General features: G+C 73.0%; 25 protein-coding genes. 16 read left to right on the top strand and 9 right to left on the bottom strand.

The genetic code is table 11. The features are described 5' to 3' along the window. Window positions 1-39 precede the first annotated feature (39 nt). A complete protein-coding gene (locus ACFVS6_RS23105) occupies window positions 40-696 on the bottom strand; it encodes a hypothetical protein (protein WP_389706408.1) in 657 nt (218 codons plus the stop codon). Between the two features lie 248 nt (window positions 697-944). Between ACFVS6_RS23105 and purN the strand changes: the two genes are divergently transcribed. Beyond that, window positions 945-1,568: a phosphoribosylglycinamide formyltransferase gene (gene purN / locus ACFVS6_RS23100; RefSeq protein ID WP_389706406.1), complete on the top strand. Its 624-nt coding sequence runs from the start codon at window positions 945-947 to the stop codon at window positions 1,566-1,568. A gap of 14 nt (window positions 1,569-1,582) precedes the next feature. Further along, on the top strand, window positions 1,583-3,178 hold the full coding sequence (purH, locus tag ACFVS6_RS23095) for a bifunctional phosphoribosylaminoimidazolecarboxamide formyltransferase/IMP cyclohydrolase (RefSeq protein WP_389706428.1): 1,596 nt from the start codon (window positions 1,583-1,585) through the stop codon (window positions 3,176-3,178). Window positions 3,179-3,265: 87 nt separating this feature from the next. On the opposite strand, the gene ACFVS6_RS23090 is transcribed toward purH, so the two are convergent. Continuing rightward, on the bottom strand, window positions 3,266-3,847 hold the full coding sequence (locus ACFVS6_RS23090) for a hypothetical protein (RefSeq protein ID WP_389706404.1): 582 nt from the start codon (window positions 3,845-3,847) through the stop codon (window positions 3,266-3,268). Between the two features lie 247 nt (window positions 3,848-4,094). On the opposite strand from ACFVS6_RS23090, the gene ACFVS6_RS23085 reads away from it, so the two are divergent. Next, complete coding sequence (locus ACFVS6_RS23085; protein WP_319188830.1) at window positions 4,095-4,955, top strand: bifunctional methylenetetrahydrofolate dehydrogenase/methenyltetrahydrofolate cyclohydrolase; 861 nt, start codon at window positions 4,095-4,097, stop codon at window positions 4,953-4,955. After that, window positions 4,945-5,598: a DUF3017 domain-containing protein gene (locus ACFVS6_RS23080; protein WP_389706402.1), complete on the top strand. Its 654-nt coding sequence runs from the start codon at window positions 4,945-4,947 to the stop codon at window positions 5,596-5,598. Before ACFVS6_RS23085 ends, ACFVS6_RS23080 begins: the two co-directional genes overlap by 11 nt. A 49-nt stretch (window positions 5,599-5,647) precedes the next feature. Here ACFVS6_RS23080 and ACFVS6_RS23075 read toward each other — a convergent pair whose 3' ends face one another. Beyond that, window positions 5,648-6,556: a LysR family transcriptional regulator gene (locus ACFVS6_RS23075; protein WP_389706401.1), complete on the bottom strand. Its 909-nt coding sequence runs from the start codon at window positions 6,554-6,556 to the stop codon at window positions 5,648-5,650. A gap of 71 nt (window positions 6,557-6,627) precedes the next feature. Here ACFVS6_RS23075 and ACFVS6_RS23070 point away from each other — a divergent pair, with 71 nt between their 5' ends. From ACFVS6_RS23070 to ACFVS6_RS23060, 3 genes are all read left to right on the top strand, one after another. After that, on the top strand, window positions 6,628-7,248 hold the full coding sequence (locus tag ACFVS6_RS23070; protein WP_389706399.1) for a short chain dehydrogenase: 621 nt from the start codon (window positions 6,628-6,630) through the stop codon (window positions 7,246-7,248). A gap of 192 nt (window positions 7,249-7,440) precedes the next feature. After that, the gene (locus ACFVS6_RS23065) at window positions 7,441-8,430 is read left to right on the top strand and encodes a malate dehydrogenase (protein WP_281209730.1); all 990 of its coding nucleotides are present in this window, start codon (window positions 7,441-7,443) and stop codon (window positions 8,428-8,430) included. Between the two features lie 138 nt (window positions 8,431-8,568). After that, window positions 8,569-9,585: a hypothetical protein gene (locus tag ACFVS6_RS23060; protein WP_389706398.1), complete on the top strand. Its 1,017-nt coding sequence runs from the start codon at window positions 8,569-8,571 to the stop codon at window positions 9,583-9,585. 64 nt (window positions 9,586-9,649) lie between these two features. Here ACFVS6_RS23060 and ACFVS6_RS23055 read toward each other — a convergent pair whose 3' ends face one another. Beyond that, the gene (locus ACFVS6_RS23055; protein ID WP_389706397.1) at window positions 9,650-10,156 is read right to left on the bottom strand and encodes a carboxymuconolactone decarboxylase family protein; all 507 of its coding nucleotides are present in this window, start codon (window positions 10,154-10,156) and stop codon (window positions 9,650-9,652) included. 46 nt (window positions 10,157-10,202) lie between these two features. Between ACFVS6_RS23055 and ACFVS6_RS23050 the strand changes: the two genes are divergently transcribed. After that, complete coding sequence (locus ACFVS6_RS23050; RefSeq protein WP_389706396.1) at window positions 10,203-11,606, top strand: PLP-dependent aminotransferase family protein; 1,404 nt, start codon at window positions 10,203-10,205, stop codon at window positions 11,604-11,606. Window positions 11,607-11,628: 22 nt separating this feature from the next. Here the strand turns inward: ACFVS6_RS23050 and ACFVS6_RS23045 are convergent, their stop codons facing one another. From ACFVS6_RS23045 to ACFVS6_RS23035, 3 genes are all read right to left on the bottom strand, one after another. Beyond that, window positions 11,629-11,979, bottom strand: a complete 351-nt coding sequence (locus tag ACFVS6_RS23045) for a hypothetical protein (RefSeq protein WP_389706395.1) — start codon at window positions 11,977-11,979, stop codon at window positions 11,629-11,631. 133 nt (window positions 11,980-12,112) lie between these two features. Beyond that, window positions 12,113-13,501: a serine hydrolase domain-containing protein gene (locus ACFVS6_RS23040; RefSeq protein WP_389706393.1), complete on the bottom strand. Its 1,389-nt coding sequence runs from the start codon at window positions 13,499-13,501 to the stop codon at window positions 12,113-12,115. A gap of 93 nt (window positions 13,502-13,594) precedes the next feature. Beyond that, the gene (locus ACFVS6_RS23035) at window positions 13,595-14,437 is read right to left on the bottom strand and encodes a hypothetical protein (RefSeq protein ID WP_389706426.1); all 843 of its coding nucleotides are present in this window, start codon (window positions 14,435-14,437) and stop codon (window positions 13,595-13,597) included. A 139-nt stretch (window positions 14,438-14,576) separates the two neighbouring features. On the opposite strand from ACFVS6_RS23035, the gene ACFVS6_RS23030 reads away from it, so the two are divergent. Together ACFVS6_RS23030 and ACFVS6_RS23025 are read left to right on the top strand one after the other, a co-directional pair. Then, window positions 14,577-14,879: a hypothetical protein gene (locus tag ACFVS6_RS23030; protein ID WP_389706391.1), complete on the top strand. Its 303-nt coding sequence runs from the start codon at window positions 14,577-14,579 to the stop codon at window positions 14,877-14,879. A 4-nt stretch (window positions 14,880-14,883) separates the two neighbouring features. Beyond that, window positions 14,884-16,086, top strand: coding sequence for a glutathionylspermidine synthase family protein (locus tag ACFVS6_RS23025; protein ID WP_389706389.1), 1,203 nt, complete (start codon window positions 14,884-14,886; stop codon window positions 16,084-16,086). 74 nt (window positions 16,087-16,160) lie between these two features. On the opposite strand, the gene rocD is transcribed toward ACFVS6_RS23025, so the two are convergent. Beyond that, window positions 16,161-17,366: an ornithine--oxo-acid transaminase gene (gene rocD / locus ACFVS6_RS23020; RefSeq protein WP_389706388.1), complete on the bottom strand. Its 1,206-nt coding sequence runs from the start codon at window positions 17,364-17,366 to the stop codon at window positions 16,161-16,163. 237 nt (window positions 17,367-17,603) lie between these two features. Here rocD and glyA point away from each other — a divergent pair, with 237 nt between their 5' ends. From glyA to ACFVS6_RS23000, 4 genes are all read left to right on the top strand, one after another. Further along, on the top strand, window positions 17,604-18,872 hold the full coding sequence (gene glyA, locus ACFVS6_RS23015) for a serine hydroxymethyltransferase (protein ID WP_389706387.1): 1,269 nt from the start codon (window positions 17,604-17,606) through the stop codon (window positions 18,870-18,872). A 345-nt stretch (window positions 18,873-19,217) separates the two neighbouring features. After that, entirely contained in the window at window positions 19,218-20,231 is a 1,014-nt protein-coding gene (trpS, locus tag ACFVS6_RS23010; protein WP_389706385.1) for a tryptophan--tRNA ligase, read from the top strand. Window positions 20,232-20,370: 139 nt separating this feature from the next. Next, entirely contained in the window at window positions 20,371-20,967 is a 597-nt protein-coding gene (locus ACFVS6_RS23005; RefSeq protein WP_389706384.1) for a 2'-5' RNA ligase family protein, read from the top strand. Between the two features lie 157 nt (window positions 20,968-21,124). Continuing rightward, entirely contained in the window at window positions 21,125-22,060 is a 936-nt protein-coding gene (locus ACFVS6_RS23000; RefSeq protein WP_389706383.1) for a YhjD/YihY/BrkB family envelope integrity protein, read from the top strand. A gap of 252 nt (window positions 22,061-22,312) precedes the next feature. On the opposite strand, the gene ACFVS6_RS22995 is transcribed toward ACFVS6_RS23000, so the two are convergent. Further along, window positions 22,313-23,572 (bottom strand): D-alanyl-D-alanine carboxypeptidase family protein, encoded by a 1,260-nt coding sequence (locus tag ACFVS6_RS22995; protein ID WP_389706382.1) that lies wholly within the window; start codon window positions 23,570-23,572, stop codon window positions 22,313-22,315. Window positions 23,573-23,693: 121 nt separating this feature from the next. On the opposite strand from ACFVS6_RS22995, the gene ACFVS6_RS22990 reads away from it, so the two are divergent. Continuing rightward, window positions 23,694-23,939, top strand: coding sequence for an SCO4848 family membrane protein (locus ACFVS6_RS22990; RefSeq protein WP_389706381.1), 246 nt, complete (start codon window positions 23,694-23,696; stop codon window positions 23,937-23,939). After that, the gene (locus tag ACFVS6_RS22985) at window positions 23,936-25,288 is read left to right on the top strand and encodes a metallophosphoesterase (protein ID WP_389706380.1); all 1,353 of its coding nucleotides are present in this window, start codon (window positions 23,936-23,938) and stop codon (window positions 25,286-25,288) included. Before ACFVS6_RS22990 ends, ACFVS6_RS22985 begins: the two co-directional genes overlap by 4 nt. Window positions 25,289-25,343 lie beyond the last annotated feature (55 nt).

The following is a 25,343-nucleotide window of genomic DNA, read 5'->3' as shown; positions in this document are numbered from 1 at the left end:
GCCCCGATGGGGCCGGCCACCTGCGTTCGGGCGGGGGCGTCAGCGCTGGACCTTCAGGATGTCGCCCACCACGTTGTCCGGGAGCAGGGTGTTGCACTGGAGTTCCGCGGTGCGCGTCAGGGCGTCGTCGCGGCAGACGTAGAAGTCCTTGTACGCGATCTGCAGCGCGTACGAGCTCGCCGCGAGCAGCAGCGCCAGCGAGGCCGTCACCAGCCCGCTGACGGCGGCCGCCCGCTGCGGCCGGGCCGCGGGGCCCAGGGCGGCCAGGCGGTCGGGCTTCGCCGCGGTACCGGTACCCGTGCCGGCCGCCGGGGCGGCCCCGGACTCGGGTGCGGGCCCGCCCCGGAGCGCGCTGATGCCCCAGTACATGGCGAGCGCGCCCAGCAGCAGCCCCATCGAGGGGATGCCGAAGATGCCGAAGAAGAAGCCCCACATGCCGGCCAGGAGCGCGTACCGCGCCCGGCGCTGCACGGGGTCCATCGGGTCCCAGCGCGCCGGTCCGCCGCCTCCCCCGGGGGAGCCGCCGGGGCCGCCGCCGGGCCCCTGACCAGGGCCGGGGCCCTGGCCCGGACCTTGGCCGGGGGAGTCACCGGGACCGCCGCCGCGCGGCTTCCACGGCTGGTCGGGCCGGCCCTCGGGGGGAGCCGCGAAGGGGTTGTCGTCGGTCGAGGAGTCGGGCTGACGGCGGTCCGGCATCGAGTGCGTTACTTCCCCTGTGTCGTGGACGCGGTTCGTGCCGCGTCCGGCGGCGCGCTCCGCGGCGTGCGCGGCTTGTATGCAGACGCTACCGCCCGCCCGTCCCCCCGTCCCTCGGGGGCGGTCGGGTGTACAGGTATCGTTGCAGGCGGTCGGTGGCTTCGTACGGTTGCCCATGAGTCGGCACGTCGTAGTTTCGTACGACCACACAAGAGCAACAACGGCATTCCCGTAAGAAAGGGCCTCCCATGCCCGCCTCCCGCCTGGTCGTGCTGGTCTCCGGCTCCGGCACCAACCTCCAGGCCCTGCTCGACGCCATCGAAGCCCACCCCGGCGGAGCCGAGGGCTTCGGCGCCGAGGTCGTCGCCGTCGGCGCGGACCGCGAGAACATCGCCGGCCTGGAACGGGCGGAGAAGGCCGGGATCCCCACCTTCGTGTGCCCCGTCAAGGCCCACGGCACCCGTGCGGAGTGGGACGTCGCGCTCACCGCGGCGACCGCCGCCCACGAGCCCGACCTCGTCGTCTCCGCCGGGTTCATGAAGATCGTGGGGGAGAGCTTCATCGACCGCTTCGGCGGCCGGTTCATCAACACCCATCCCGCCCTCCTCCCGGCCTTCCCCGGCGCGCACGGCGTACGGGACGCCCTCGCCTACGGCGCGAAGGTCACCGGCTGCACGGTCCACTTCGTGGACGGCGGCGTGGACACCGGGCCGATCATCGCCCAGGGTGTCGTGGAGATCAGGGACGCGGAGGACGAAGCCGCTCTGCACGAGCGGATCAAGGAAGTCGAGCGCCAGCTGCTCGTCGACGTCGTGGGGCGCCTGGCCCGGCACGGCTATCGCATTGAGGGACGAAAGGTAACGATCCAGTGACCGCCGCAGAGCGCGTGGAGCCCGCAGCCAGCGCGAACAGCAACGAACCGACCACGACCCAGCGGCCGATCCGTCGTGCGCTCGTCAGCGTCTACGACAAGACGGGACTGGAAGAGCTGGCCCGCGGCCTGCACGAGTCGGGCGTCGCGCTCGTCTCCACCGGCTCCACCGCCTCGAAGATCGCCGCGGCCGGGGTGCCCGTCACCAAGGTCGAGGAGCTCACCGGCTTCCCCGAGTGCCTCGACGGCCGCGTCAAGACCCTGCACCCGCGCGTGCACGCCGGCATCCTCGCGGACCTGCGCCTGGAGGACCACCGCAACCAGCTCGCCGAGCTGGGCGTCGAGCCCTTCGACCTGGTGATCGTCAACCTCTACCCCTTCCTCGCGACCGTCCAGTCGGGCGCCACGCCGGACGAGTGCGTGGAGCAGATCGACATCGGCGGCCCCTCGATGGTGCGCGCCGCGGCCAAGAACCACCCGTCGGTCGCCGTCGTCACCAGCCCCGCCCGCTACGCCGACGTCCTCGACGCGGCGAAGAACGGCGGCTTCGACCTGACCGCCCGCAAGCGGCTCGCGGCCGAGGCCTTCCAGCACACCGCCGCCTACGACGTGGCCGTCGCCTCGTGGTTCACGAACGCGTACGCGCCCGAGTCCGAGGACGCGGCGCTGCCCGAGTTCCTCGCCGGTGCCTGGGAGCGCAAGTCGACCCTGCGGTACGGCGAGAACCCGCACCAGGCCGCCGCGATCTACACGGACGGTCAGCCGGGCGGGCTCGCCAACGCCGAGCAGCTGCACGGCAAGGAGATGTCCTTCAACAACTACGTGGACACGGAGGCCGCCCGCCGGGCCGCCTACGACCACGACGAGCCCTGCGTCGCGATCATCAAGCACGCCAACCCGTGCGGGATCGCCGTGGACACCGACGTGGCCGCGGCCCACCGCAAGGCGCACGCCTGCGACCCGCTGTCGGCCTTCGGCGGCGTCATCGCCGTGAACCGCCCGGTGACCGTCGAGCTCGCCGAGCAGATCGCGGAGATCTTCACCGAGGTCGTCGCCGCGCCCGCCTACGAGGACGGCGCCGTCGAGGTCCTCGCGAAGAAGAAGAACATCCGCGTCCTGAAGGTGGACGGCACCCCGCACCAGCCGGGCGACCTCAAGCCGATCAGTGGCGGCGCGCTGCTCCAGCAGTCCGACCTCTTCCAGGCCGAGGGCGACGACCCGGCGAACTGGACGCTGGCCACCGGTGACGCCCTGTCGGGCGAGGAACTGGCCGGACTCGCCTTCGCGTGGAAGGCCTGCCGGGCCGTCAAGTCGAACGCGATCCTGCTCGCCAAGGACGGCGCCTCGGTCGGCGTCGGCATGGGTCAGGTCAACCGCGTCGACTCGGCGAAGCTGGCCGTCGAGCGGGCGGGCGCCGAGCGCGCGCAGGGTTCGTACGCCGCCTCCGACGCGTTCTTCCCGTTCCCGGACGGGCTGGAGATCCTGACCGCCGCGGGCATCAAGGCCGTCGTCCAGCCGGGCGGTTCCGTGCGCGACGAGCAGGTGATCGAGGCGGCGAAGAAGGCCGGCGTGACCATGTACTTCACCGGCACCCGCCACTTCTTCCACTGATCCGCCGCGGATCCCGGTCCGCCCCGAACGACGACGAAGGCCGCGCCCCGCACTGCGGGACGCGGCCTTCGTCGTGGAGCGGGAGGATCAGCGCTGGCGGTTGAACCAGGCCGCGCCGTCCGACTTCGCCACGAAGACGATGATCAGGATGGCCAGGATGGTGTGCAGCAGACCGATGCCGACGAACGGCCAGATACCGGCGATGGCGGTGATCGACGCGAAGACGATCGTCGTCACGCGGATGCCGTTGCCGCCCTTGCCGAACTTGACGCCGAGGACGATCGCGAGGATGCCCCAGGCCAGGATCAGCACGGCGAACGCGTACAGCGCCCCGGTCGGGAAGTCCTGGAGCTGCTCGAACTGCGCGTCGGCCTGGAGCGTCGGGTCGTCCTTGAGCTTCTGGACGGCCGCACCGGCGACCATGAAGATGCCGGCGCCGATGATCTGGAGCGTGGCGATCACGAACAGCAGCACGCGGGAGGCGGTCACGCCACCGGGCATCGTGAGCGGCGTGCCCGGGTAGCCACCACCGGGGGTGCCCTGCGGGTAGCCGTAGCCGGCCTGGGCGGGGACGCCCTGCGGGGCCTGCTGCGGGTAGCCGTAGCCGGGCTGACCCTGCGGGGCCTGGGGCTGCTGTCCGTACGGGTTGTTCGGGTCGCCGAAGCTCATCTTTGGGTGTTCCTCCGTGGAAGTGCGGGGACGCACGGCAACACGCGCGGAGGAACTCTGCAACTTGCGGTCCGCCCCCCGGCACTGCCCGCGGCACTCTGGTCGTTGCATCGTCGTCGGGCGGGTGGTTCCTTGTCCAGCCGGTTGCCGCGGGGCCCCTTACTTGTTGTGCAAGTGCAATCAACGGAGGACCACCGCCGAGCACCTTGACTGGAACCGGGGCCACTCCATCCGGGAGGATGGCGACATGACCGCCCAGATTCTCGATGGCAAGGCCACCGCAGCCGCGATCAAGTCCGAACTGACCGCCCGGGTGGCGGCGCTGAAGGACCGGGGCATCACCCCCGGCCTCGGCACGCTGCTCGTCGGCGACGACCCGGGCAGCCGCTGGTACGTCAACGGAAAGCACAAGGACTGCGCCGAGGTGGGCATCGCCTCGATCCAGCGCGAACTGCCCGCCACCGCCTCACAGGAGGACATCGAGGAGGTCGTGCGGGAGCTCAACGCCAACCCCGACTGCACGGGCTACATCGTCCAACTCCCGCTCCCCAAGGGCATCGACACCAACCGGGTCCTCGAACTGATGGACCCGACCAAGGACGCGGACGGCCTGCACCCCATGTCGCTCGGCCGGCTGGTGCTCAACGAGCCGGGTCCGCTGCCCTGCACCCCGTACGGCATCGTCGAGCTGCTGCGCCACCACGACGTCGCGATCAACGGCGCGCACGTCGTCGTCCTGGGTCGCGGCATCACCGTCGGTCGGTCCATCGGGCTGCTGCTGACCCGCAAGTCCGAGAACGCCACGGTGACCCTGTGCCACACCGGTACGCGGGACCTCTCCGGGCTGCTGCGCCAGGCGGACATCATCGTCGCGGCGGCGGGCGTGCCGCACCTGGTCAAGCCCGAGGACGTGAAGCCGGGCGCCGCGGTGCTCGACGTGGGCGTCAGCCGCGACGAGAACGGCAAGATCGTCGGGGACGTCCACCCGGGCGTCGCCGCGGTGGCGGGCTGGATCTCCCCCAACCCGGGCGGCGTCGGCCCGATGACCCGCGCGCAGCTGCTGGTGAACGTGGTCGAGGCGGCGGAACGGATCACCAGTGCGGGCTGAGCAGGACGCGGACGGCGGCCCGGCCGCCGGGAACAAGCCGGAGCAGGCCGGCCCGGGTTCGGGACCGGCCCCGGGCTCGGACGCTCCGACGGATCCGGGTACGGGTGCGGACGGGCGCGTGGACGTGGGCGCGGGCGATGACGGTGGCCCGGAGTCGGCGGCCGGGGCCGTGGAGCCCGAGCCCGGGCCCGGGGCCGGTCCCGAAGGGGCCGACGGCGCCGTGTCGTCGGACCGGGCGCGGGCCGGCGCGGCCGGGGCGCGGTCGCGGCGCTTTCCCGCCGTCACCCAGGACACGGCCCGCCCCGAGGGCGGCGGCCGGGCCATCCCCGGAGCCGTGTCCACGCCGGCCCGGCAGTGGCCGATGCTCGGCGTCCTCGCCGCGACCGCGGTGGGGCTGCTGCTGACGGCGACGGGCCGTCCCCGCGCGGGCTGCCTGGCCATCGGCATCGCCCTGATCGCGGCGGCCGTCATGCGGCGCGTGCTGCCCTCGGTGGGCATGCTCGCGGTGCGCTCCCGCTTCACGGACATGGTCACGTACGGGTTGCTGGGCGTGGCGATCACGCTGCTCGCGATGGTCATCGAGCCCCAACCGTGGCTGAGGATCCCGTTCCTGGAGACCGCGGTCCGCTTCACCGTCCGCTGAGCGGGCGGAGGGCCGGGGCCGAGCGCTCCGCCCCGCCGCCCCGTCACCCTCACCGCGCCGCCGGGCTCCGGTCGCCGGTGAGGCCCGTCAGGGCCTCCAGGGTCGCCGCGACGGCGAGACGGGTCTCCGTACCCGTCCTGACCTGGACCTCCAGGGTCCGTCCGCGGCCCGGCAGCTCCAGCACCGCCGTGCCCGGCGGCGGAGCGTCGCACAGCAGCTTCGGCAGGATCGACACGGCCCGCCCGGTGTCGACCAACCACAGCCCCGCCCGCAGGTCCGCGCACTCGTGCGCGATGCGCGGGGTGAAGCCGGCGTTGCGGCAGGCGTGCACGAGCATCTCCCGGCAGCTGCTCGGGGCGGGTGCCGAGACCCAGTCGGCCTCCCGCAGTGCCGCCAGCCCGTCGCGGCGGTACGCGGGGAGCAGGTCCCGGGGCAGCGCCAGGCAGAGCGGGTCGTCGAAGAGCGGCAGCGCGGTGGTGCCGCTCGCGGGCGGGGCGCCGAGCAGCGGGTACGCGTAGGTGACGGCGAGGTCCAGGCGGCGCTGCCGCAGCAGGGGCACGGCGTCCTCCGGGTCGGCCTGCACGACGCGCGGCCGCAGTCCGGGGTGGCGTACGGCGAGTGCGGCGACCAGCGGGGCGGCGACCGTCGCCAGCGCGCTCGGGGCGCAGCCGACGAGGACCTCCCCGACCGGGCCGTCGTCCAGGGCCCGTACGGCCCCTTCGGCGCGCTCCAGGGCCGCGAGCACCGGCCCGCAGGCGGCGGCCAGGGCCGCTCCGGCCGGGGTGAGCCGCAGGCCGCGGCCCTCGCGCTCGACGAGGGTCGCCCCCGCCTCGGCCTCCAGGGCGCGCAGCTGTTGGGAGACGGCCGAAGGGGTGACCCGGTGCAGGTCGGCGACGACGGTGACCTTCCCGTGTTCCGCCAGGTCCCTCAGGATGACCATCCGCTTCACATCAAGCATGAGTTCATCTTAATGGTCGGTGTAGGAGAGGTAGCTGGACTTCACGTTCCCGGTGCGGGGATGCTCGGTCCATGAACACTGCGAACCACCAGAAGGTGCTCCTGATCGGTGCGGACGGAACGCTCGGCCGCGCGGTGCGCGCCGCGCTGCGCGAGCGCGGGCACGAGATCGTGACGGCCTCCCGCAAGGGCGCGGACGTCCACGTCGACATCACCGATCCCGAATCCGTCCGGGCGATGTACGACGAGGTCGGGTCCGTGGACGCGGTGGCGTGCGCGGCGGGCAGCGTGCCGTGGCGCCCGCTGGGCGAACTGACCGTCCAGGACGTGCGCGCCGGGCTGGAGGGGAAGGTCGTGAGCCAGATCGAGCTCGTCCGCCAGGGCGCCCCGCGGCTGCCCGCACACGCCTCGTACACGCTGATCACCGGGATCCTGGCCCGCGAGCCCCTGCTGACCGGCTCGGTGGCCTCCCTGGTCAACGGCGCGGTCGAGGCCTTCGTGCGGGCCGCCGCGATCGAGCTGCCCGGCCGACAGCGGATCAACGCGGTCAGCCCGACCGTCTTCACCGAGTCCATGGACGTCTACGGGGACACCTTCGCCGGATTCGATCCGGTCCCGGTCGCCCGCGCGGCCAACGCCTACGTCAGGTCCGTGGAGGGGCACCGGACGGGCGAGGTCTTCCGCGTGGAGTAGCCCCGGAATCGGGACCCGTGTGCCGTGGACCACACGGGGCCGGGGGTTGGGGGCCCCGCGGGTCGGATAGCCTGACGGCGGATGTCTCTTCACGTCAAGATTCACAGGCTGCGAAGCGGCGTCCTCCCCGCACGCGGGGTCCAGCACATGGGGCAGGGACGCCCCACCGCCAGCTGTCTAACGGAGAAGGCCATGACCCGCACTCCCGTGAATGTCACCGTGACCGGCGCTGCCGGCCAGATCGGCTACGCGCTGCTCTTCCGCATCGCCTCCGGCCACCTGCTCGGCGCGGATGTGCCGGTCAAGCTCCGCCTCCTGGAGATCCCCCAGGGCATGAAGGCCGCCGAGGGCACCGCCATGGAGCTCGACGACTGCGCCTTCCCGCTGCTCAAGGGCATCGACATCTTCGACGACCCGAACCAGGGCTTCGCCGGCGCCAACGTCGCGCTGCTCGTGGGCGCCCGCCCGCGCACCAAGGGCATGGAGCGCGGTGACCTGCTCTCCGCCAACGGCGGCATCTTCAAGCCGCAGGGCGCCGCGATCAACGCGCACGCCGCGGACGACATCAAGGTCCTGGTCGTGGGCAACCCGGCCAACACCAACGCGCTCATCGCGCAGGCCGCCGCTCCGGACGTACCGGCCGAGCGCTTCACCGCGATGACCCGTCTGGACCACAACCGGGCGATCTCGCAGCTCGCGAAGAAGACCGGCGCCGACGTTACCGACATCAAGCGCCTCACCATCTGGGGCAACCACTCGGCGACCCAGTACCCGGACATCTTCCACGCGGAGATCGCCGGCAAGAACGCCGCCGAGGTCGTGGGCGACGAGGCGTGGCTGGCCGACACCTTCATCCCGACCGTCGCCAAGCGCGGCGCCGCGATCATCGAGGCCCGTGGCGCGTCCTCGGCCGCCTCGGCCGCCAACGCCGCCATCGACCACGTGCACACCTGGGTCAACGGCACCGCCGCGGGCGACTGGACCTCGATGGGCATCCCGTCGGACGGCTCCTACGGCGTCCCGGAGGGCATCATCTCCTCCTTCCCCGTCACCACCAAGGACGGCAAGTACGAGATCGTCCAGGGCCTGGACATCAACGAGTTCTCCCGTGCGCGCATCGACGCGTCCGTGGCGGAGCTCGTCGAGGAGCGCGACGCGGTGCGCGAGCTCGGCCTGATCTGATTCGATCGGAGATCGGCCGTCCGGTTCGCCCGGACGGCCCATCCCGCGAACGTCCGAGCGCCCCGGCCAAACCTGGCCGGGGCGCTTTGGCGTGAATTCGGCTGTCGGGCGCATGCGGGACGAAAATAGGGTCGCCCGGTGAGCGAGGACGAGCGGAACCCGCAGGCGCAGCGGTGGGACTGGGGCCCGCGGCCCGCCGAGCCCCCGCACCCCGGATCCCCGCACCCCGAGCCGCCGTACCCCGCGCTGCCGCCCGTGCCGCCTGCCGGGGCCGATGCCCCGCACGCCGCGCCGCCGTCCGGGCTCCCGCTTCCGCCCATGCCGCAGTACGTGGCCTGGGCCCCCGAGCCGCCGGTGGTCGCCGCGCCGCCGCCGCGGGCCCGGTCGGCTTCGGGGCCGCGGGGCCCGCTGCTGGTCGGAGCGCTGGCCGTCGTGGTCGCCGGGGCCTTCGTGGCCGGGTGGTACGTACTGACCGGGCAGGGGGAGTCGGGGAACGCGGCGGGACCCGGCCCGGCCGTCTCGCTGACCACCTCCGGGGAGCCGTCGGCGGCCCCGACCGGCGCCGCCCCCGCGCGGAGCGCGGTCCCGAGCCCGGTTTCCAGCCCGGAGTCGACCCTGAGCGCGAGCGCGACGCCGACGGCGGGCGCCGCCCCGAGCGCGGGAGCCGGCGCGGGAGCCGGTACGGGCGCGAGCGCCGACCCGTCCGAGGGGGCGGCCACCGCCGGCCACACCGTGGTGCGCGACGGGGCGGGCTTCTCGGTCGCCGTGCCCGACGGCTGGGAGCGCAGCCACGACGAGAGCGGTAGCGGATCCTTCTACCGCCTGCCGGGCGACCGCAGCGCCCTGCTCCAGGTCTTCCGGGTCACCGAGCCCGCCTCGACGGGCACGTGCGACCTGCTGCGCACGTCCTCCCGGACGCTCGGCGCCAACCCGGGCTACCGGCAGGTCTCCCTCGAACCGGTCTCCGGCAGCGCCTGCGAGCTGGTCTACGAGTACGACAGCGCGGAGAGCGGCGACCGCCGCCGGGGCGTCGAGCGGATCGTCACCACGCCGGGCGGCGACCGGTGGGCGCTGCTGGTGGCCGGCCCGGCCGCCGAGGGCGGGACCGTACGGGCACACCTGACGGCGGCCGTGGAGTCGTTCCGGCCGGAGTGACCCGCGGGCCGGAACCGGCGCCCCGGCCCGGGGCGCCCCCGTGGCGTCCCGAGCGGGGAGTTCCTCAGCCCTGCTTGTACTGACCCGGGGTGTAGTGCCCCGGGGTGCTGCGGGTGGTGACGCCGATCCGGTTCCAGACGTTGATCGTCGCGATCACGGCGATCAGCTGGGCCAGTTCGGCCTCCTCGAACTGCGCGGCGGCCCGCGCGTACACCTCGTCGGGCACGAAGCCGTCCGTCAGGACGGTGACGGCCTCGGTCAGCTCGATCGCCGCCAGCTCCTTCTCCGTGTAGAAGTGCCGCGACTCCTCCCAGGCGGCGAGCTGCACGACGCGTTCGACGCTCTCGCCCGCCGCCAGGGCGTCCTTGGTGTGCATGTCGAGGCAGAAGGCGCAGTGGTTGATCTGCGAGGCGCGGATCTTGACCAGCTCGACCAGGGACGGGTCCAGGCCCTTGCGCGCGGCGATCTCCAGGCCGAGGACGGCCTTGTAGACCTCGGGGGCCAGCTTGGCCATCTGCATGCGGGGGGCGTGTTCGGCGGCGAGTGCGGTGGTTGCGGTGTGGTTGCTCATGTCTCCACCGTAGGCACCGGGCGGCCCGCCGCTATGGTCCATGTTCATGACGGGATCATGGGCCACTTTCGGCGCCGACCTGCACCTCGACCTCGCGGCGGGACGGGGTCTGCGCGCCTCGCTCACCGAGGCGCTGCGGGAGGCGGCGCGCAGCGGACGGCTCGCGCCCGGCACCCGCCTGCCGTCCTCCCGGTCCTTCGCGGCCGACCTCGGGATCGCCCGCAACACGGTCGCGGAGGCGTACGCCGAACTCGTCGCCGAGGGCTGGCTGACGGCCCGGCAGGGATCCGGCACCCGGGTCGCCGAGCGGGCCCGGCCGCGCCGGGCGGCCGCGACGGCACGGGCCCGGTACCCCGCGCGCGGGGGGCCCGCGTACAGCCTGCTGCCCGGCTCGCCGGACCTGGGCGGGTTTCCCCGTACGGCCTGGTCGGCGGCGGCCCGGCGGGCGCTGACCGACGCCCCGAACGAGGCCTTCGGGTACGCGGTGGACCCCCGCGGCCGGGTGGAGCTGCGCGAGGCGCTCGCCGGATACCTGGCGCGGGCGCGCGGGGTGTACGCGGACCCGGACCGGATCGTGCTGTGCGCGGGCTTCGCCCACGGGCTGACGCTGATGGGCCGGGTGCTGCGGGGGAGGCGGGTCCGGGAGGTGGCGGTGGAGGGGTACGGCCTGGACATCCACCGCGACCTCCTCACCCGCGGCGGCCTCACCACCCGCCCGCTGTGGCTGGACGGGGACGGGGCCCGCACCACGGACCTGGCCCGCCTCGGCCCCCGCACCGGAGCGGTGCTGCTCACCCCCGCGCACCAGTTCCCGACCGGGGCGGCCCTCACCCCCGGCCGGCGGGCGGCGGCGGTGGACTGGGCGCGCACGAGCGGCGCCCTGATCCTGGAGGACGACTACGACGGGGAGTTCCGGTACGACCGTCAGCCCGTCGGGGCCCTCCAGGGGCTCGACCCCGACCGGGTGGTGTACCTGGGCACGGCGAGCAAGTCCCTGACCCCGGCGCTGCGGATGGGCTGGATGGTGGTCCCGCCCGGCCTGCTGGACGAGGTGCTGGCGGCCAAGGGCCCCGCCGACTGGACCTCCAGCGCCCTGGACCAGCTGACGCTGGCGCGGTTCATCACCTCGGGGGCCTACGACCGACACGTGCGCGGCATGCGGCTGCGCTACCGGCGCCGCCGCGACGAGTTGGTGGCCGCCCTGGCCGGGAAGGTCCCCGTGTCCGGCATCGCGGCCGGGCTGCACGCGGTCCTGGACCTCCCGGCGGGGGCGGAACGCTCGCTGGTGCAGGCCGCGGCCTGGCAGGACCTGGCCCTGGAGGGCCTCGCGCGCTACCGGCACCCGGACTCGGACCTGCCCGTGCGGGACGCCCTGGTGGTGGGGTACGGCACCCCGTCCGACAGTGCCTGGGCCCCGGCCCTCGCCGCCCTGCTGGCCGCCCTCCCCTGACCGCCCGGCGGCCGGCCGGGGCTCAGTGGATGACGCTGAAGCTGCGCCAGGGCAGGCTGTGGGGGGCGGTGACGTTCGAGAGGGTGGTGGCGATGTAGCTGCCGCCCTCCGCTTCCAGCTTCTTGCAGTCCGGCGTCCGGTACAGCACGACGTCGACGAGGGTGTTGTTCTCGACGTGGGTGGCGCCGTCCGGCACCTTGATGCGGTGGCAGCCCTTGACCGGGGTGTTGGTGTAGGTCACTTCGAGCGGGGAGTCGTGGCCGCGGAAGGTGAGGGTGCCGACCGTGCTCCGGCCGAGGCCCGAGCAGGCGGTGGCGGTGAGCAGCAGCGCGGCCGCCCCGGTGATGACGCCGATGCGCCGGAGGTGGGACATGGCACGGTCCTCGTCTGTGCGGTGATGGCTGTCCTTGCCCGCAGCCTGCACCGGCCGGGCGCGGGCGGCATCCGTTGCGCGGCCGGCCGGATGAACGGGGCCGCGGAGCCGCCCGCCGCGCCGGGCGGGGGAGTCACCCCGGGGTGGGGCCGGTCCGGGTGAAGAGGCGGCCGGCGAGGTCGACGCCGATGACCGCGCCGCTCGCGTCGCGCGTGAAACAGCCGCGCTGTCCCTTGAGGCCGCCGTTGGTCAGGACGTACTCGTCCGCGTCGCCGGGGAGGAGGCCGAGATCGGCCGGCGGGAGGTCGGGGGGCAGGTCGGTGTCGGAGGCGGCGCGGATCTCCGGCTTGATCCGGACGTCGAGGGCCAGGGCCCGTCCGTCGGTGGTGATGGTCAGGGCCATGACGTCGTTCTCGAAGTCCCCGAGGATCTCGCCGGCGCGTTCGGCGTCGTGGGGCAGCGGCTCCGGATCGCGGTCGACGACCCCGAGGTGGTGTTCCAGCACCCACCGGACGACGGCCCGGTTGAACAGCAGGCCGGCGTCCGGGCCGGCGTTGGAGGCCACGACGACGGCGAAGTCCCGCTCGGGGACGATGAGCAGCTCGGCGAACTGGCCGAAGCCGGACCCGCCGTGTCCGACGGTCCGCACGCCGTCCACGTCGCGCAGGAACCAGCCGGTGCCGATGGCGTCACCGAGGGTGCTGGCGATCAGCGGCACGGTCGGCTGACGCATCCGGTGCAGGGCGTCGGCGGGCAGGACGGGCGCGCCGTCGTGGCCGCGGCCGTCGCCGAGGTGGAAGCGGGCCCAGCGCAGTTGGTCGGCGACGGAGGAACTGATGCCGCCGCCGGGGTTGTTGCCGCGGGTGCCCTTCCAGGGCCGGGTGACGCCGGCGGCGCCGTCGGCGTCGAGTTCGTGGCCGACGGCGAAGCGACGGGTCATGACGTCACCGGTGGCGAAGAGGGTGTCGCGCAGGGCCAGCGGTTCGAGGACGAGCCGGTCGACGGCCCGTTCGTAGGTCAGGCCGGTGACGTTCTCGATGATCCGGCCCGCGAGGTTGTAGCCGGCCTGGCTGTACGAGGCCCGGGTGCCCGGGGCGGCGATGAGGGGGAGGGAGCCCAGGTCCGCGACGAAGGCGGCGAGCGCGTCGTCGCCCTCGCCGGTGTCGTTGACGAGGTTCCAGTCCAGTCCGGCGGTGTGGTTGAGCAGGTTCCGCACGGTGATCCGCCCGGCGACCTCCTCGGAGGCGAGAGCGAGTTCGGGAACGTAGCGGTGGACCGGGGCGGCGAGGTCGACCAGGCCCTCCTCGGCCAGCCGCACCAGGGCGGTCGCCGTGTACGTCTTGGTGACGGACCCGAGCTGGAACAGCGTGCGGCCGTCCACGGGGAGCGGGTTCTCCGTGCTGGTCACGCCGTGGCAGACGAGGACCTCCCGGCCGCCGTGCCACACCCCGACGGCCGCTCCCGGAATGCCGAACTCCGCTGCTGCGGCCGCGATGAAACCGGCCAGCGTCCCCTGCGACATGTTCCGTCCCCTTCCCTCGACTTTTACTTTGTTCAAGGAGAAGGTAGTCCGGTTCCTGAACTAAGTGCAAGAGGGTTCTTGAACTAAGTGAAATCAGTCGACCGGGGACGGCGCCGTATCCCCGGTCCCGGGCTCCCCGAAGCGCGACAGCGCGAGCGAACCCGCGACCGCCACCGCGAAGCCGAGGACCGCCAGCCAGGTCAGCCCCTCCCGGGTCCGGTCGCCGAGCCAGACCACCCCCACCAGCGCCGGACCGACGGTCTCGCCCATCACCATCCCGGCCGTCGCCGCCGTCACCGAGCCGCGCTGCAGGGCCGAGGTGAGCAGCAGGAACCCGGCGGCCCCGCCCAGCAGCAGGGCGTACAGCGCCGGGTTCGCGAACTCGCGGGGCGTGAGGGAGTCGATGAGCCGGACCGCCACCTCCACGACCCCGAACCCCGTACCCGCCGCCAGGCCCAGCACCAGCGCGCGCGGCCCGTCCGGCAGGCGGCCCGCCGCCGCCCCCACCAGCAGTACCAGCGCGGCCGCGGCGAGCAGCCCGAACGCCAGCGCCGTCGACCCGGTGCCCGAGCCCTCCGCCCCCGAGGCCAGGCCCAACATCAGCAGCCCGGCGCACACCACGGCCACCGCGCCCCATTCCCGCCCCGACAGCCGCACGCGCAGGAGTCGGGCAGCCACCACCGCCGTCACCGCCAGGCTGGACGCCATCGCCGCGCCCACCGCGTAGATCGGCAGGTGCCGCAGGGCCACGATCTGGAGCACGAACCCCGCCCCGTCCAGCCCGAGCCCGAGCAGGTACCGCCACTGCCGGACCGCCCGCAGGAACAGCGCTGCGTCCACGCCGGAGCCGGTCCCCGGCTCCGCCGCCCGCGCCGCCACCGCCTGGAGGACCGACGCCGTACCGAAGCAGACCGCCGCACCCAGTGCGCAAATCATCCCAATCAGCACGAAGCGACTCTAGGTCACGACCGTGACAAGGGTGTGACGGCGGCCGGATTCCATCCCCGCGCGCCCCCGCTCTACGCTGTCGGCAGCCTTCGGCAGTACACGTCACACAGGGGGAGCGAAAATTCACATGGACACCAGCAACACCACCCGGCGCCGGATGCGGTCGGGAGCGGTCGCCCTGGGCGGCATGGGTCTGCTCGCCGCCACCCTCGTGGCCTGCGGAAGCAGCGACGAGCCCGACAAGCGCTGCGCGTCCCGCACCACGCTGAAGCACCTGAACAGCAAGGACTGCAAGACCGGCGGCTCCGGCTCGTACTACTACGGCGGCTACGTCAGCGCCGGCAAGGTGGCCGGCGGCAGCTTCGAGAAGTCGGCCGTCACCCGCGGCGGCATCGGCGGGCACAGCAACTCCGGCTCCAGCGGCGGCTGATCCCGTGGAACGCCACACCATCGAACCCCGCCCCGACTGGCAGAAGACCGTCGAGGAGCAGGGCCTGATCTATCCCCTCACCCGGTTCCCCGACGACTCCCTGCGCCCCTACTGGGACGAGAGCGCGTACTACTCCTTCACGCTCCCCGAGGTGGAGGCGCTGGAGGGGGTCGTCGAGGAACTGCACGCCATGTGCCTGGCCGCGGCCGCGCACATCGTCGAGCGGGACCGCTTCCGCGACCTCGGGCTCACCGACCCGAAGCTGATCGCGCTCATCAAGGAGTCCTGGCGGCGACGGGCCGAGCAGCCTTCCCTCTACGGCCGGTTCGACCTGCGCTACGACGGCTCCGGCAGCCCCGCCAAACTGCTGGAGTACAACGCCGACACCCCCACCTCCCTGGTGGAGGCGGCGAGCCCGCAGTGGTTCTGGATGGAGGAGCGCTTCCCCGGGGCCGACCAGTGGAACTCCCTCCACGAGCGGCTCGTCGAGGCCTGGCGCCGCCAGGCCGAACTGCTGCCGCCCGGTCCGCTGCACTTCGCGCACTCCGAGACGGACGAGCTGGGCGAGGACCTCATGACGGTCGCCTACCTCCAGGAGACCGCCGAACAGGCCGGAATCGACACGCACGCCCTGTCGGTGGAACAGATCGGCTGGGACAGCCTGTCCGGCCGCTTCGTGGACGAGAAGCTCCAGTTCATCCGGGGCTGCTTCAAGCTCTACCCGTGGGAGTGGCTGGCCACCGACGAGTTCGGCCCGCAGGTGCTGGGCACCTACGACCACGGCGGCGGCTCCGGGACCACCGCCTGGATCGAGCCGGTGTGGAAGATGCTGCTCGCCAACAAGGCGCTCCTGGCGATCCTGTGGGAGCTGTTCCCCGAGCACCCGAACCTGCTCCCCGCGTACCTCGACGGCCCCCGCGAGCTCGCGGAGCCGGGCTCCACCGGCTACGTGGCCAAGCCGCTGCTGGGCCGCGAGGGCGCCGGGGTCACGCTCCACGAGGCGGGCGCCGAGGGCGAGCCGTTCGCCCCGGCCGAGGGGGAGACGTACGTCTTCCAGGCCCTGGCGCCGCTGCCCGACTTCGACGGCAACCGCGTCGTCCTCGGCGCGTGGGTCGTCGAGGAGGAGTCGGCGGGGCTCGGCATCCGCGAATCGGCGGGCCCGGTCACGGACGAGTACGCCCGCTTCCTGCCCCACGTCATCCTCTGACCGGCCGGCGGGCGATCCGCCCCGCCGCCCCGCCGCCCCGCCGACCGGTCGGGCCGGTCGGCGGGGTCGGCCGGTCAGCCGGCCAGGACGGACCTGAGCTGGTCCAGCCCCCAGTCCAGGTCCTCCTTGGAGATCACCAGCGGCGGCGCGATGCGGATCGTGGAGCCGTGGGTGTCCTTCACCAGGACCCCCAGTTCCATCAGCCTCTCGGAGATCTCCCGGCCCGTTCCGCGGGCCGGGTCGATGTCCACGCCGGCCCACAGCCCGCGTCCCCGTACGGCGGTCACCGCGCCGCCGCCGACCAACAGGTTCAGCTCCCGGTGCAGGTGGTCGCCGAGTTCGGCGGCGTGCTGTTGGTACTCGCCCGAGCGGAGCATCGCGACCACCTCCAGGGCGACCGCGCAGGCGAGGGGGTTCCCGCCGAAGGTGGACCCGTGCTCGCCGGGCCGGAACACCCCGAGCACGTCCCGGTCGGCCACCACCGCGGACACGGGTACGACGCCGCCGCCGAGGGCCTTGCCCAGGACGTACATGTCGGGCACGACCCCCTCGTGGTCACAGGCGAAGGTCTTCCCCGTCCGACCGAGACCCGACTGGATCTCGTCCGCGATGAACAGGACGTTCCGTTCGCGCGTCAGTTCCCGTACGCCCGGCAGGTATCCGGCGGGCGGCACCAGGACCCCGGCCTCGCCCTGCACGGGCTCCAACAGCACGGCGACGGTGTTCTCGGTGACGGCGTGGGCCAGCGCCGTGAGGTCCCCGTACGGGACGATCTCGAAGCCCGGCGTGTAGGGACCGAAGTGGTCGCGGGCCTCGTGGTCGGTGGAGAAGGACACGATGGTGGTCGTGCGGCCGTGGAAGTTGTCGGCCGCGACCACGATCTTGGCGTGGCCGTCCGGCACGCCCTTGACCTCGTAGCCCCACTTGCGGGCGGTCTTCACCGCCGTCTCCACGGCCTCGGCGCCCGTGTTCATCGGCAGGACCATGTCCTTGCCGCACAACGCCGCCAGCTCCGTACAGAAGTCGGCGAAGCGGTCGTGGTGGAAGGCGCGGGAGGTCAGGGTGACCCGCTCCAGCTGGGCGCGGGCGGCGTCGATCAGCCGGCGGTTGCCGTGACCGAAGTTGAGCGCCGAGTACCCGGCGAGCATGTCGAGGTACCTGCGGCCCTCCACGTCGGTCATCCAGGCGCCCTCCGCCGACGCGATGACGACGGGCAGGGGGTGGTAGTTGTGCGCGCTGTGCGCGTCGGCGGAACGGATGGCATCAGCAGTAGTCGACACGGGGTCTCCGATCGTCCGTCAGGGCCTGTGACGAGGGTGGCGTCACTGTCCATCCTCGCTCGCGGACCGGACGGAGAAACCTTTCTTGCGGCGCGCCCGCTAAGGTGGGCGGCACGCACGGCGACTGGCGCACGGAGAACGGACTCCGGGGGAGTCGTGCGCGCACGACCGCACACAGGGCCGCTCGCCTGGGCCTCGCGGGGACGAGATGTCGACATCGACCCCGGAGGAGCCGCCATGAACGCGCGCCGCCACCCCGCCCTCTTCTCGACCGACCCCGAACTGGCGTCCTTCGTCGAGGCGGAGGAAGCGCTGCAGGCCGAGACCCTGCGCCTGATCCCCAGCGAGAACTACGTGTCCGCCGCCGTGCTCGAAGCCTCCGGCACGGTGCTCCAGAACAAGTACAGCGAGGGCTACCCGGGCCGCCGCTACTACGAGGGCCAGCAGAACATCGACCGCGTCGAGGCCCTGGCCGTCGAGCGGGCGAAGGGCCTGTTCGGGGTGGACCACGCCAACGTGCAGCCGTACTCGGGCTCCCCGGCGAACCTGGCCGTCTACCTGGCGTTCGCGAAGCCCGGCGACACCGTCATGGGCATGGCCCTGCCGATGGGCGGGCACCTCACCCACGGCTGGGGCGTCTCGGCGACGGGCTCCTGGTTCCGGGGCGTGCAGTACGGGGTCTCCGCCGTGACCGGCCGGATCGACTACGACGCGGTGCGCGAACTGGCCCTCGCCGAACGCCCGAAGATCATCTTCTGTGGCGGCACCGCCCTGCCGCGCACGATCGACTTCGAGGCCTTCGCGTCGATCGCGAAGGAGGCGGGCTCGGTCCTCGTCGCCGACGTCGCCCACATCGCGGGCCTGATCGCGGGCGGCGCGCACCCCTCCCCGGCGGAGCACGTCGACGTGATCTCCACGACCACCCACAAGACCCTGCGCGGTCCGCGCGGCGCGATGCTGATGTGCCGCGAGGAGCACGCCAAGGCCATCGACAAGGCCGTCTTCCCGGGCCTCCAGGGCGGCCCGCACAACCAGACGACCGCGGGCATCGCGGTGGCCCTGCACGAGGCCGCCCAGCCGTCGTTCACCGCGTACGCCCACGCGGTGGTGGCCAACGCGAAGGCGCTGGCCGGTGAACTGTCGGCCCGGGGCTTCGACCTGGTGTCCGGCGGCACGGACAACCACCTGATCCTGCTGGACCTGACCTCGCGCGAGGTTCCCGGCAAGGTCGCGGCCAAGGCGCTGGACCGCGCGGGCATCGTCGTCAACTACAACACCGTCCCGTTCGACACGCGCAAGCCCTTCGACCCGTCCGGCATCCGCATCGGCACCCCGTCGCTGACCTCGCGCGGCCTGACGACGGAGCACATGCCGCTGGTCGCGGACTGGATCTCCCGGTCGGTCGACGCCGCCGCGAAGGGGGACGAGGCGGCCCTCGCCGCGGTCCGCGCGGAGGTCACCGACCTGATGGCGGCCTTCCCGGCGCCGGGCCTGCCGACGGCCTGATCGGCCACCGGGCCGGCGACCGTCCGATCGACCGTCGCCCTGCCCGACCACCTGACCGACCGCCGTCCCGCTCGACCGCCCGCCCCGTTCCCCCGCCCCGGGGAACGGGGCGGAGCCGGGCCGAAGGCGGTCGCCCGGCCGGTGCGGGGGCCGCCGATCCGGCGGCGCAAAGCGGTCGCTCGGCCGGGGCGGGATCCGGCCGCCCCGCTACCGCCCGGTACTCGGACGGGTCCCGTCGCACGTCAGGGCGGGGGTGCCCCGACCGTCGCCCGCACGCCACCGCCGCGGACCGGTTCCGGCCGGCGCGGGGCCGGAGCGCGCCCCCGCACCTGAGAGAATGTGGCCATGGCTTTCGACCGTCCTCGCGCGCTCTCCGGTATCCAGCCCACCTCCGGTTCGTTCCACCTCGGGAACTACCTCGGAGCCATCCGTCAGTACGTCGCCCTGCAGGAGACGCACGACGCCTTCTACATGGTGGTCGACCTCCACGCGATCACGATGCCGCAGGATCCGAAGGAACTCCGCGCGAACACCCGCCTCTCCGTCGCCCAGCTCCTCGCGGCCGGCCTGGACCCGGAGCGCTGCACGCTCTTCGTCCAGAGCCACGTGCCCGAGCACGCCCAGCTCGGCTGGGTCATGAACTGCATCACCGGGTTCGGCGAGGCCAGCCGGATGACGCAGTTCAAGGACAAGTCCGCCAAGGGCGGCGTCAACAACGCGACCGTCGGCCTGTTCACGTACCCGATCCTCCAGGTCGCCGACATCCTGCTCTACCAGGCGAACGCCGTCCCGGTCGGCGAGGACCAGCGCCAGCACATCGAGCTGACCCGCGACCTGGCCGAGCGCTTCAACACCCGCTTCGGCCAGACCTTCACGCTGCCCGCCGCGCACATCGTCAAGGAGGTCGCGAAGATCTACGACCTCCAGGACCCGGCGATCAAGATGTCGAAGTCGGCGTCGTCCCCCAAGGGACTGGTCAACCTCCTCGACGAGCCCAAGGTCACCGAGAAGAAGATCAAGAGCGCGGTCACGGACACCGAGGCGGAGATCCGTTTCGACGCCGTGGAGAAGCCCGGCGTCAGCAACCTGCTCACCATCTACTCGACCCTCACGGGCGAGAGCATCCCCGATCTGGAGACCCGCTACGAGGGCAAGGGGTACGGCGCGCTGAAGACCGATCTGGCCGGCGTGATGGTCGATTTCGTCACACCCTTCAAGCAGCGCACCCAGGAGTACCTGGACGACCCGGAGACCCTGGATTCCCTGCTGGCCAAGGGCGCGGAGAAGGCCCGGGCGGTCGCCGCGGAGACCCTGGCACAGACGTACGACCGCCTCGGTTTCCTGCCCGCGAAGCACTGACGGACCGAGGCCCCTGGCGGTAGGGGGGGTGCTGCCGCCACACTGGCGGCAGCACCGCTCGACCGGCGGTGCCGCACCGCCCCGACCGGCGGCCGCACCGTTACGCCACCGCGCACACAGACACACGGAGGAGACAGACGTGGGGACCGCAACGCTCGGCGTTTCGATCGCGGTCCCGGAGCCGTACGGCAGCCGACTCCAGGAGCTGCGCGCGGGCTTCGGGGACGTCGCCGCGCACGGCATCCCCACGCACGTCACCCTCGTACCGCCCACCGAGGTGGACACGGACCGGCTGCCGCAGATCCGGGCCCACCTGGCCGAGGTCGCGCTGTCCTTCCGTCCCTTCGCGATGCGGCTGGCCGGGACGGGAACCTTCCGTCCCCTCTCGCCGGTCGTCTTCGTCAAGCTCGCCGAGGGCGCCGCCGGCTGCACCCGCCTCCAGGGGTGCGTCCGGGACCCCGAGGGGCCCATCAGTCGCGAGCTGGCCTTCCCGTACCACCCGCACGTCACGGTCGCCCACGGGATCTCCGAGGAGGCGATGGACCGGGCCCACACGGAGCTCGCCGACTACGCCGCCGAGTGGCTGTGCGAGGGCTTCGCGCTCTACGAGCAGGGCTCGGACGGTGTCTGGCGCAAGCTGCGCGAGTACCCGTTCGGCACGGGCCCGACGGGCATCCCCGCACAGTCCGGGTCACCCGCCGGCGCGGCCGCCGAGGCGACGGGCCGTCGCTCCTGACGCAGCGGTCGCAGGGCCTGGACGGTGCGGAACCTGAGGCTGCGCAGGACCAGGACGTGGAACGGACGGGCCGTCGGGCAAAAAGTCACAATCGACGACCGTAGTCCCCGAAACCGGCAATCCCCGCTATTTCCGGCAGCTCAATTACGGTGGCCCCATGGACTGGCTGACGAAACTCCCGGTGATCGGGCCCCTGGTGTCCGCCGCCATGCGGACGCACGCGTGGCGTTCCTACGAACGGCTCGACCGCGTGCACTGGACCAGGCTCGCGGCCGCCATCACCTTCATCAGCTTCCTCGCGCTCTTCCCGTTGATCACCGTGGCGGCGGCCGTGGGCGCCGGCCTGCTCAGCCAGGAACAGCTCGACCGGCTCCAGAAGAACCTCTCCGACCAGGTCCCCGGCATCTCCGACCAGCTCGACATCAACGGCCTCGTCGCCAACGCCGGGACGGTCGGCCTCGTCGCCGCCGCCCTGCTGCTCCTCACCGGCATCGGCTGGGTCGGCTCGATGCGGGACTGCCTGCGCGCGGTCTGGGAGAAGGACGACGAGGACGAGGGCAACCCCATCGCCCGCAAGGGCAAGGACGCCCTCGTCCTCCTGGGCCTCGGCGGCGCGGGCCTCGCCTCCGCCGCCGCGTCGATCATCGGGGCCAGCGCGGTCGGCAAGTCCGGCGAGGCGCTCGGCCTGTCCTCCGGGGGCGCGGGCGGCGTGCTGCTGCGCACCGCCGCCTTCCTGGTGGGCGTCGTCGCGGCCTTCCTGCTGCTGCTGTACGTCCTGACCCTGCTGCCCGGCGTCGAGCCCCCGCGGGCCCGCCTGATCCAGGCCGCCCTGATCGGCGCCGCCGGCTTCGAGCTGCTGAAGCTGCTGCTCAGCGGCTACATCCGGGAGGTCGCCGGCAAGAGCATGTACGGGGCCTTCGGCGTGCCGATCGCCCTGCTGCTGTGGATCAACTTCATGGCCAAGCTGCTGCTCTACTGCTCCGCCTGGACCGCGACCCGGGACGACGACGCCCCGGCCGGGACGGCCGCCGCCGACGCCGAGGGAGCCCCGAACCCGACTCCGCCCCCCGGCCCCACCCCCCGCACGACCTGACCCCCCACCGCCCGACGGGCCCACCCACCCCAGCGCCCGACCGCCCGTACGCCGGCGTCCCGGCCGCCCGGCCGTCCCCGGCGCCCGACTGTCCGAGCGCCTGACGGCCCGGCCGCCTGATCGTTCGAGCCCTGGTCGGCCGAAGGTCCGCTCGTTGCGGGTCCGGCCGAAGGCCTGACCTCCCCTGATCCGGCCGAAGGCCCGAGCTGTCCGGCTCCGGCCGCCCGAGCCCGTCCCCCGCCCGGCCGGGGCTCAGGCGCCCTGGCCGCTGCCCGGGCCGCGGCGGCCGCGCGGCCAGCGGCGGTTCACCACGAAGGCCCCGCCCGCCAGGACGGCCAGCACCCCGCCCGCGATGCCCATCGCCGTACCGATGCCGCTGCTCCCCGAGTCGTCGCCGCCCGCGGAGGGGTTGTTCTCGTGGGACTGGGCGGGGGAGCCGTGCGACTTGGTGTCCGCGCTCTTCGGCGGCACCAGCTCACCGATCGGCTTGACCTTCCCGGCCGCCGCGAACCCCCAGTCGAAGAGCGCGGCCGTCTCCTCGTAGACCGAGTTGGCCCCGCCGGTGTCCGGGTTCATGACCGTGACCAACAGCTTCTTCGACCCCTGCTGGGCGGCGCCCGTGAAGGTGGAGCCCGCCATGGTGGTGTTGCCGTTCTTCACCCCGGCGATGCCCTTGTACGGGCTGATGCCGCCCGCGCCCGTCATCAGCCGGTTGCTGTTCTGGATCTCGAAGTACTCGCGGGGCTTGCCGCCCTCCTGCCGACCCGGGAACTGCGCCGTCACCGTCCCGCAGTACTCCCGGAAGTCCTGCTTCTGCAGACCGGAGCGGGCGATGAGGGTGAGGTCGTAGGCGCTCGACACCTGCTCCGGGGCGTCGTACCCGTCGGGCGACACCACGTGGGTGTCCAGCGCCTGGAGCTCCTCGGCGTGCGCCTGCATGTCCTTGACGGTCTTGTCGATGCCGCCGTTCATGGCCGAAAGCACGTGCACGGCGTCGTTGCCGGACTTCAGGAAGACCCCGAGCCACAGGTCGTGGACCGTGTACTCGTGTTCCTCCTTCACCCCGACGAGACTGCTGCCCGGCCCGACGTCGGCCATCTCCTCGTAGGTGACCTTGTGGACCTGGTCCTTGGGCAGGCTCGGCAGCACCGTGTCGGCGAACAGCATCTTCATCGTCGAGGCCGGCGGCAGCCGCCAGTGGGCGTTGTGGGCCGCCAGCACCTCGCCGGTCTCGGCGTCGGCCACGATCCAGGACCGCCCGGTGAGGTTCGCCGGCAGGGCGGGCGCGCCGGGCAGCAGGTTCACCTGGGTGCCGGGCTGCCCGAGCGAGGCCCCGCCGACGGTGGACATCGACGCGGGGGGCGCGGGAGCCGCCTTGGCCCTGAGCGGCTGCCCCTTGCCGTCCGCGGCCGGCCGTGCCGGTTCCGGGGCGGCGTGGGCGGGGGCGGCGAGCATCGCGGGCACCAGCAGCGCGGCGGATAGGACCGTCAGCGCGGTCTTCTTGGCAGACACGCAGGTGAAAGTACATCCTGATGGACTGTCTGCCGTCGTGGACCGGCCAACCCGCCGCAACCACCGCCGGGACAGCCCACCCCGGCGCGTCCGTCCTGGGTACCGAACCGATACTGGGGTCATGAAACTCAGCCGAACCTCCTCCTGGTTCCTGCTCGCCTTCGGAGTGTGGAGCTGGTTCATCTGGATTTCCTTCGTCCGGAACCTGTGGAAGAACGGCAGCGGCCTGTCCTTCGACACGGCCGGTGACCCTACGGGGTACTTCTGGGTCCACCTTCTCCTCGCAGTGGCCTCCTTTCTCCTGGGGACGGCCGTTGGTGTGATCGGGTTGCGTAGCGTGATGACTCTGCGTCGGGAATCAAGATGACCGTATTTGTCTTTGTGCTGATCGTCCTGGCGGTGCTCGCGCTGCTGGCGGCCGTGCACCGTTGGCTCTGGGTCCGGCTGGTCCGCGACACGACCCGCCCGGGGTCCGCGGTCCGGCGCGCCGGCACCGTCGCCGCCTTCGTGCTGCCCGTGCTCGCGGTGGCCGCCCTCACCGCCGGCCGCGCCGGCGCCCCGTTCTGGCTCCAGCGGCTGGTCGCCTGGCCGGGCTTCATGTGGCTGGCGGTCCTCCTGTACCTGACGCTGTCCATGCTGGTGGCCGAGGTGGTCCGCCGCGTCTGGCTGCGCCGCCCCGCGCGCACGGCGGCCCCCGCCGCCCCGGTCGCCTCCCCGCAGGACCCGGAGCCCCTGGTCCGCGAGGAAGCGGCCACGGGAACGGGCGCGGGTGCGGGTACCGGTACGGGCTCGGGTCCGGGTGACACCGGCGCCGCCGGATCCGGACCGGGCGACGTGGCCACGGCCCCCGCGCAGGTCGCCGGGGGAGCTCCGGGCGAGGGGCCCGACGGGGTCACCCGTCGGCTGTTCGTCTCGCGGGCGCTCGGCGGCGCGGCCCTGGTCGCCACCGCCGCGACCGTCGGCACGGGCACCTACGGGGTGCTCCGCGGGCCGCGCGTGAAGCGGGTCCAGGTGCCGCTGGCCCGGCTGCCCCGCGCTGCGCACGGGTTCCGCATCGCCGTCGTGAGCGACGTCCACCTCGGAGCCGTCCTCGGCCGGGCCCACGCGCAGCGGATCGTCGACACCGTCAACCGCACGCAGCCGGACCTGATCGCGATCGTCGGCGACCTCGTCGACGGCGACGTCGCGGACCTCGGCCCCGCCGCGGAGCCGCTGCGCGGGCTGACGTCCCGGCACGGCACCTTCTTCGTCACGGGGAACCACGAGTACTTCTCCGGCGCCCAGCAGTGGGTGGACCACGTTCGAGAACTCGGTCTGAACCCGCTGGAGAACGCCCGCCGCGAACTGCCGTACTTCGACCTCGCCGGGGTCAACGACATCGCCGGGGAGACCGAGGGCCAGGGCCCCGACTTCGTGGCGGCGCTCGGCGACCGCGACCGCTCCCGCACCTCGGTGCTCCTCGCCCACCAGCCGATCGTCATCGACGACGCCGTCCGGCACGGTGTGGACCTCCAGCTGTCCGGTCACACCCACGGCGGACAGCTCTGGCCCGGCAAGTACCTCGCCGAGCTGGCCAACCCCACCGTCGCGGGTCTGGAGCGCTACGGCGACACCCAGTTGTACGTGTCCCGCGGCGCGGGTGCCTGGGGCCCGCCCGTCCGGGTCGGGGCGCCGTCCGACATCACCGTCGTCGAACTCGCCTCATACCAGGCCTGACCAGGCCCGATCGGGGCATCGCGACCCTTCCGCCAGTTGATCTTCCGTGATTGGG

The sequence above is a fragment of the Streptomyces sp. NPDC057939 genome, from assembly GCF_042887545.1.
In the GTDB taxonomy this organism is placed as follows: Bacteria; Actinomycetota; Actinomycetes; order Streptomycetales; family Streptomycetaceae; genus Streptomyces.
This window is presented reverse-complemented; position numbering and strand designations above follow the sequence as displayed.